The sequence below is a fragment of the Prevotella pallens ATCC 700821 genome (assembly GCF_000220255.1).
GTDB classification, from domain to species: Bacteria; Bacteroidota; Bacteroidia; order Bacteroidales; family Bacteroidaceae; genus Prevotella; species Prevotella pallens.
The window spans coordinates 222542-230182 of the sequence record NZ_GL982513.1; the positions used below are offsets into that span (position 1 = coordinate 222542).

Annotated in this window: 3 protein-coding genes; 2 read left to right on the plus strand and 1 reads right to left on the minus strand. The window is 35.8% G+C overall.

The features are described 5' to 3' along the window. Positions 1–252: 252 nt before the first annotated feature. Both HMPREF9144_RS00895 and HMPREF9144_RS00900 read left to right on the plus strand, forming a co-directional pair. A complete protein-coding gene (locus HMPREF9144_RS00895) occupies positions 253–4755 on the plus strand; it encodes a choice-of-anchor J domain-containing protein (protein ID WP_006043900.1) in 4503 nt (1500 codons plus the stop codon). Positions 4756–4897: 142 nt separating this feature from the next. Further along, the gene (locus HMPREF9144_RS00900) at positions 4898–6898 is read left to right on the plus strand and encodes a leucine-rich repeat domain-containing protein (RefSeq protein WP_040595339.1); all 2001 of its coding nucleotides are present in this window, start codon (positions 4898–4900) and stop codon (positions 6896–6898) included. A gap of 153 nt (positions 6899–7051) precedes the next feature. Here the strand turns inward: HMPREF9144_RS00900 and HMPREF9144_RS00905 are convergent, their stop codons facing one another. Then, positions 7052–7606 carry a DUF3332 domain-containing protein gene (locus HMPREF9144_RS00905; RefSeq protein ID WP_040595340.1) on the minus strand — a complete coding sequence of 185 codons (555 nt, stop codon included), beginning with the start codon at positions 7604–7606 and terminating at the stop codon, positions 7052–7054. Between the last annotated feature and the right edge of the window lie 35 nt (positions 7607–7641).

Below are 7641 nucleotides of genomic sequence, written 5' to 3' on the forward strand. Positions count from 1 at the left end.
ACAAAAAGAATTAGTGAATAAATGATTTAAGTACGATTACGCAGTGCAAAAATAACGTTAATTTAGTTAATTTGCAAACTTTATTATACTTTTATTTAAAAATAATAGTATTTTTGTACGGAATAAATTATATTTCCTTTTCCAAGCAGCAGGAAGATGGAGAAATTATTATTTATCTATTCCTATTGATCTTGCTTCGTAGGTATTTTAGATATAACTAAACAATCACGCTGCATATAGGAGATTTATATAATGAAAAAAGCATTCTTTTCGTTGGCTTGTATATTCCTATTAATAGGAAACATAGCCTTTGCACAAAAACAATTAGAAAATCCTTGTATGTCTTCACAACGCTTCGTATCACAACAAAAAAATTGTATAGACGAACGAGAAAATGAAACATCTACTATATTCATAAAAGGAAATTCTCTTAAAAGTCCTCATTCAGAATTAATAAGTATGCCATTACAGGACCAAAAATTAACTTCGTCAATACAATTATCAACTTTATCTGCTATTAAACAACCAGTATTAAAAACAAATAGTGGAGCAGAAATTTGGGTAAATGTTACCTATGCACCTGGTATGTCGGCAGCAACAGACCGAAGTATTTCAAGCTTTAGCACCACAACTCCAAAGAATTTAACTCCTCTTATAAAAGGTAATTTTATGTTCTATAATGGTATTGGCTTAGTAGATGGGAAATTATATGCTGGTTACAATGCTGTGTCAAAAGATAAAAAATACACACCTACTCTATATACTATAGATACAAACACTTGGAAATTGATAGGAGCAGAAGTACTTAATGACTATTCATTAATGAGCTTTGAAACCGCAATGGCAACAGACGGAACTATATATGGAGAATTCTATTCTGTAGACGGAAAAAGTAAAGAGATTGGCATTATAGATTATCCAAATAAAACTCGTTCAACGCTTTTTAAAACAAACAAATACTATATTGCAATGGGTATTACAAAAGCTGGTATGCTATATGGTATTGCTACTGATGGATTTCTTTATAAAATTGATAAAGAAGCTGGTACAGAAACATTAATTGGACCAACTGGAATAACGCTTTCGGATAGTTCTGGTGCATTCTTTTTTCAAACAGGTGAAATAGATCAGACAGATGATACATTCTATTGGTTAGGAACAGACCAAAAAAAACAGAGCACTTCGCTATATACAGTAGACCTTAATACAGGTGTAGCAACCGAAATATACAAATTTGGGCAATATACTTTTTCAGGAATGATTATTCAACAACCTAAAGCTCTTGGTGGAGCACCAGCAAAAGTAACAGATCTTTCACTTATGTTTATTGATGGTGATACAACAGGCTCTGTTGTTTTTACAGCACCTACATTGAGTTATGATGGTCAGATATTGAATAGTAACTTATCGTATAAAATACTTGTAGATGGTAAAGAGACTGCTACAGGTACAACTTCTCCAGGAAAAAATGAGACAATTCCTGTTACGGTATCAACAGATATGCATACTTTCGAAGTAGTTACTTCTAATGAAATTGGTAGTTCGCCAACTACAAAATTAAGTAAATGGATAGGATATGATGAACCACAGACAGCTTCCAACATTGTAATGGAATTGGACAAACAAAGTGGTAATGCTTATGTCTATTGGGAAGCTCCAGTAAAAGGAATACATAATGGTTTTATAGGAAGCATTTATTATGATATCTATCGCATAGGGAATGGAGAAAGAAAATTGATATCTGAAAACTATAATGATACATATATAGAAGACCAAATAACGCTTGGTGATTATACAAACTATAAATATGGTATCGTTGCCAAAAATGGAGAGCAACATAGCAAGATGGCTTTTTCAAATTCTGAAAAATTAGGTTCGCCTTTTAATGTACCTTATTTAGAAGATTTTGAGTCGGCTGACAACTTCTCTATATGGACAGTTGTTGATGTTAATAATGATAGAGTAGAATCAGAATTTGGTACGCGTGCAGCATGGATTTATGATAATAGAACCAAATCTGCCTCTTATACATTCGGTCCAAAACTTGCTGATGATTGGTTAATATCTCCTCCTATAAAACTAAAAGCGGGGAAAACTTATACCATTGGTCTAAGTGCCAAAGGACGCTCAGGGCAAAGCAAAGTATATCCTGAACGCTTCGAAATGAAAATGGGAAAAGGAACGAATGTTGAAAATATGACGATTAACGTATTACCAGAAACAAATATTAATTCTGCGACTTATCAAAAATATGAGAATAATCAGATAAAGGTAGACTCAGGTGGAGACTATCATTTAGGCATACATGCCATTAGTACAACTGAGGGTTGGACTCTTTACGTTGATTCTATTATAGTTGAACAAATACCTATTGCAGAAGCACCAGATTCTGTTGGTAACCTTAAAGTAATAGCAGACTCTACAGGACAACTGAGAACAAATATATTCTTTAATGCTCCTATAAAAACTGTTGGAGGAACAATACTAACAAAGCCTATTACAAAAATTGAATTACGGCGTGATAATAAAATTATTAATACTTTTAATAATGTCCTACCAAATACAATTATAGAATATGAGGATACTAAAGTTAGTCTTGGTAGTCATACGTATACAGTATTACCTTTTATTGAAGGAGAACAAGGACGTAAACAAGAAGCTGTAGTTTATGTTGGAGTAGATATACCTGAACATGTAAAGAATATCAAAGTAGCAGACAAGGATAGTTCTGTTAAGATTACATGGGATAAAGTTGGAAATACTGGGGTTATAGGTGGACTTGTTATTGCTGATAACGTTGATTACGAAGTTTGGAATACTGCATCTTACAATGGAACAATGTTACTTGGAGAGAAATTATCAACTATTCATAATGGAACTTCGGCAGATCTTCCATTTAATACTAATGAAGGAAAACAAGGTATTGCATATTGGGCAGTAAGAGCCGTTAATATTGCTGGAGCAGGCGAAGCTCGAATGAGTGGACTTCTTATAGGAAAGGCTTATAGCTTACCTTTTAAAGAAAGTGTAACCAAAGGACAACTGAATAATTATTGGAATTTTAATAGTACAGGTGGAGGTGTCAAAATGCAAATATCTGCAGAAGCATCAGATGGGGATAATTATGCTTTTACAATAGATTCTCCATCTTCAGACGAATATGGTGAATTATATTCGGGCAAAATATCTTTAGCAGGAGCAGAGAAACCAACACTTACACTCGATGTAAAAGGAACAGATAGTCAGAATACTATTGGTATTTATGTTGTAAAGCCAGATGGTACAGAGACATTAGCCGATGTAATTAGTCCCAAAACAGGGTATACAACGTACAAAATAGACTTAACTCAGTACAAAACAGAACGATATATCCGACTAGGGTTATTTGAGACATTTAATTCACCAGGAAATATAACTTTCGATAATATTAATATAGTAGATATGAACAGTTACGATCTTAAGGTTGCAGACTTTTCTGTGCCTGAGACTGTACACACCGGAGATACTGCAACTATTAGATTATCTGTTAAAAACTATGGTTTACAGACTGCAAAATCCTATGCAGTTCGGATAACTATGGACAATAAGGAACTTATGAATACAATTGTTGAACAACCTTTACCTTCTATGCATGAACAAGCTTTCGAAACTTCTATACCAACTACAATATTTGATGAAGCTGGCAGCCGGGTTATAAAAGCAGAGATTATTTACGCTATAGATGAAATACCAGAAAACAATATAGCAGAGCGTATACTTAATGTACTAATATCACAAGCAGTAGCTCCTGAAAATCTTCTAGCAGAACAAACAGAGAAAGGAATTAAACTTACTTGGAATGCTCCACACGAGACAACACGTCCAATAACTGAGGATTTTGAGGACGAAAATATATTTGTACCTTTCTCTCTTGGAGGTGTAACAGAAACCACACATGAAGGTTCTTTTGGGGATTGGAAGATTATAGATGGTGATGGGCAGGTAACAGATGCATGGGGAGCAGTAACATATAAGAATTCTGCTAAACCACACGCATGGCAGGTTATTAATCCAGAAACTGTTTTTGGTGCTAACATTTATGATAAAGACAAAGCTCATTCCGGCAATCAATATCTAATATCATTCTGTCCTGTAAAAGGTGCTGCTAATGATTGGCTCATATCACCAGAACTTCCTGGAGTTGAACAAACTATTACGTTCTATGTGAAATGCCTCTCGTTAATGTATGGAGACGAAACTTATGAGGTTCTTTATTCTACAACTGATAGAAATATAGAAAGCTTTATAAAAGTTGAAAATACCGAGAATCCCAATATGGACTGGACACAACGGTTCTTTACATTGCCTAATAAAACAAAATACTTTGCAATACACCACACTGCAACAGATGCATTTGGACTCTTGCTCGATGATATAAACTATTCAGTAAAGGGAGATAAGGTTAAGAAATATAACATATATCTTGATAAGAAACTAATAGCAACCGTTGAGGGAGAAAACACGACTTATATTGTAAATCGACCTTTAACAGATGGAGACCACCTATTTAGTGTAACTGCGATATATGGAGATAATATAGAATCTGCTCCTGTTTCGATTAGAACAGCTGTATCTATTATTGATTCTCCCCACGTTTCCAATCAGAACTTTACTATATATACCGTTAGTGGAAAATTGGTACGTAAAAACTCAAACTCTATTAAAGGATTAAGAGGTGTGTATATAATAGATGGAAAGAAAATAATGATAAGATAAGAAAAATAATAGGTCTTTGTTAGTACTCCTTCTCTATAAACTAGAAAAACTAACAAAGACCTTATATATTCAGAATAAGGCTTATTCCTTGAAATTAATTTGGAAGCAAATAGAATATTCATTTTTTAAAAACAATCAAAGTATGCAAAGAAATTATTCTTTATTAATGACTGCAGCAATTGCTCTGTTCAGCAATGTTTGCATAGCTCAAACTTCTCCCGGAGAACCGTATATTGAGCTTACATCAGAACAAGAAACTGGTAAGTGGGGGGTATCGCTTGCGGTGGCTAACGATGAAGATAAAGCCAAAGTATGGGTAGACCTGAATAACAACGGACAAAAAGACGAGAACGAAACCATCGATATGTGGGAATGGTATTGGTACAGTAGACCACGTACAGCAAAGACCTTGAGGATTTATGGACCTGTCATTGATATTGACTGTGGTAGCAAAGACAACGCAATTGCTGCAATCAACATCAAGAACAACCCCAATCTTCAAAAGCTAAAATGTACTTATTCTAAAGGACTCACTTCATTGGACCTTTCAGGAAATGCCAATCTTAAGAAGGTTAATGTTAGTGGGTGCAAACTCAACAGTATTGCACTGCCTGTCCAAAGTCCTGCGATGGAAGAACTGGACGTGAACGACAATGAACTCGACAATCTTGAAGTGTCCGGTTGCAGCAAGTTGGTGAGAATAGACTGCTTTAACAATAGACTTACAGCCGATGCCATGCAAAAGTTAGTGGAGAGTCTTCCAGACCGTTCACAAGAAAATACAGCAGGCAGGTTATTTGTACTTTACAGTATAGACGAGAAGGAGAAGAACGAGATTCTGAAAACTTCGGTAGAACAAGCCAAGACCAAGAAATGGGACGTAAAATACTTCACAGGGCAACTTGATTATTCTGGTTCAGACCACAATCGTTATCTTACGTCAAAGCCTAAGGCTATCTTGACCACCTCCAAGCAAAGCGGTGAGTGGCTACTCAATATCGGTGTTCCCGAACAAGAGGTTGATAGCGTTTGGATTGACTTGAATAACAACAATGAATATGACTACGGTGAGGAACAAAATGTATTTAATCAGCAAGTGCTCCTGCCCATCAGTGGAGAAAAAATAAACATTTATGGCAAGCTAAGCAAACTTGTGTGTATGGGCAATCATCTTACCGCACTCAATGTTGAAGAATGCACAGAGTTGGAGACTCTTAATTGTTCAAAGAACGAACTTCAGACATTGAAACTTAACAGCAACAAGAAACTCAAAGAATTGTTAGGGTATGAAAATGAGTTAACGGAAATAGATCTGAGTGAAAACAAAGAACTGGTTTTGCTATCACTCAACACCAACAAACTCTCGGCAGCAAACTTTGACAATAATAATGCACTGACTACATTATTTATTTCAAACAATGAACTTAAAGAACTCAATGTAAAACCCTGCATAAACCTTCGGACAATTGCATTTGAGAATAATCAGCTCCAAGAAGTTGATTTAAGCAAAAATGCCCTCATTGAGAGTATTTATGCCCAGAAGAATAAACTTACAAAGCTAAACTTAAAGGGTCTTAACGGTCTACGAATGCTTTCGTGTGAGCACAATGCCCTCTCCAGCATCGCTCTTGATGAAAATCTAAAGCAGCTGGAAGCTGTATATTGCTTCTGTAATCAAATCAAAGGGCAGGAAATGAAATCGCTATGCAACATGTTGCCGGTGAGAGAAGATAATAAAAAGGGTGAATTTTATGTTGTCGATACCACGAATCCCACGGAAGAAAACCAGTGTACAAAGAAAGATGTAGAAGTTGCCAACAAGCACAATTGGCAGGTTTATGACTATAAGAATAAAGAAAACAATGGTAAAAACCTCTATGAGGGAAAAGAAAATCCTACGGGATTAAACCTGCCGGAGGGCAGAGAAGATATTAACGTATGCTTCATTGCCAATGGATTGCTGCAAATTAATACGCCTCAAAGTTTACAAGGCAGGGACATCAGGGTGTATGACATCAACGGACGTATTCTGAAACAAGATGTGTGCAAGGGTGGTCTTCAGCTTCTTTCTATTCAGAAAGGTGATAGCCTGGGTGTGATATTCATTCAGGTAGATGGGAAGCTATTTAAGCGCATGCATTGATGGATTAAGACAATTTGCTGCATATTATAAGATGCGAAAACACGAACTATTCCCATATATCGAATAGTTCGTGTGGCAAATGCAGGAAAGGAGGTTAATACGAAGGCAGGAGGTTAACAATCCATGATTAGTGTTTACCTCCTGTCTGATCTTTTATCGCACTGCCATAAAGTAGCTGGTGCCTGCCACTGCTTGGCGAAGTTCGTATAAGCCTGCGGCATTTGGAGTAACGTCCATAGTCATTCCGTTGTTTAAGAATGCCTTTATTGTTCCGTTTTCGTTGAAATGTATGAGCTTATTTTCCTTGCCATTCTCATTCATATACCAGTTGTTCTCTGCCTTGTTGTAGGTTAAGTAGAACACTGTTCCGTTCGGACGGGTAATCTCGTAACCATTTTTAAGATATTTCACGGCATACATTAAGCCATCGTCGCCCTTAATATTCTTGGTTTTACCAATATTCTTAGCCATCGGATTATCGCCTGTCCAGAACTCAATAGCATTAAGAACAAGAGCATCAACTGTACCTGCGATTGCATAAGCTGGGGAGATAACAATAAAGATAAGTTCGTTTAAGAACTTAGAATCGGTAGCACGCTTGTTCCATTTAGCCAATTTGTTGAACATTGTAAACGAACCTACACAAGAGGTTGCCAACATTGTGCCTGCCATAAGGCATATAGCCACTTTCAATCCTTTTCTTTTCATAATCAATTAATTTTATTGTTGTTTATATATTAATA